Origin of the sequence: Winogradskyella poriferorum (assembly GCF_050618035.1) — a bacterium.
Taxonomy (GTDB): domain Bacteria; phylum Bacteroidota; class Bacteroidia; order Flavobacteriales; family Flavobacteriaceae; genus Winogradskyella; species Winogradskyella poriferorum_A.
In genome coordinates this window covers 1-216 of sequence record NZ_JBODPY010000275.1, presented here as the reverse complement: position 1 = coordinate 216, position 216 = coordinate 1, and the positions used below count along the sequence as shown (strand labels likewise).

The window sequence follows — 216 nt, the reverse complement described above, 5'->3', positions numbered from 1 at the left end:
AATCCATTCATTTTAACTATTGCGGTATGAGCGGATAAACAGTAAATACATTCTTTAACTTGGCTTACTGCTAAGTTGACCACTTCTTTTTCTTTTGCAGTAAGTGAAGTTTTTGCGCTAGAAAAAGAAAGGTAATTTTCTAAAGCCGTACCACTATGTGAATAAGTGGCATAAAGGTTTGGTACAAAGCCAAGTTTGTTTTTTAGATTATCGAAA

The 216-nt window shown here is 33.3% G+C and carries 1 protein-coding gene; it reads right to left on the bottom strand.

Annotated elements, in window-relative coordinates; translation table 11 throughout:
- Nucleotides 1–216 (bottom strand): carboxymuconolactone decarboxylase family protein (locus ACRHOC_RS15735; RefSeq protein WP_431159506.1); only part of this gene is annotated, 216 nt, incomplete at both ends.